The following is a 316-nucleotide window of genomic DNA, read 5'->3' as shown; positions in this document are numbered from 1 at the left end:
GGGCGGCGGGGAGGGGGCCATCTCGGCCCCGGTCGCGGCTTGTGCGGGCGCTGTCGTCATATCCCGAAGGCCAGCGGCAGAGCTCAGGCGCTCAGCGACTTGCGACCGCGGGCGCGGCGGGCGTTCAGGATCTTGCGGCCGGCCTTGGTGGCCATGCGCGCGCGGAACCCGTGGCGACGCTTGCGAACCAGGTTCGACGGCTGGAACGTACGCTTCATCGTGTCTCTCCTTCGGTTGGCCCGCCGCCCGGACGGCGGTTGGACCCGAAAATTTCAGAACCCGCCTATACGAGGCGCGGGCCGTTCATGTCAACGCG

Annotated in this window: 1 protein-coding gene; it reads right to left on the bottom strand. The window is 69.9% G+C overall.

The features are described from left to right. Positions 1-83 precede the first annotated feature (83 nt). Complete coding sequence (gene rpmH / locus H2O73_RS23680; RefSeq protein WP_012177012.1) at positions 84-218, bottom strand: 50S ribosomal protein L34; 135 nt, start codon at positions 216-218, stop codon at positions 84-86. Between the last annotated feature and the right edge of the window lie 98 nt (positions 219-316).

Source organism: Vibrio marinisediminis, from assembly GCF_014050145.1.
Taxonomy (GTDB): Bacteria; Pseudomonadota; Gammaproteobacteria; order Enterobacterales; family Vibrionaceae; genus Vibrio; species Vibrio marinisediminis.
This window is presented reverse-complemented; position numbering and strand designations above follow the sequence as displayed.

Excerpts from the sequence above, each read along its gene's own strand:
- rpmH (WP_012177012.1), bottom strand. The coding sequence starts at position 218 with ATGAAGCGTACGTTCCAGCCGTCGAACCTGGTTCGCAAGCGTCGCCAC.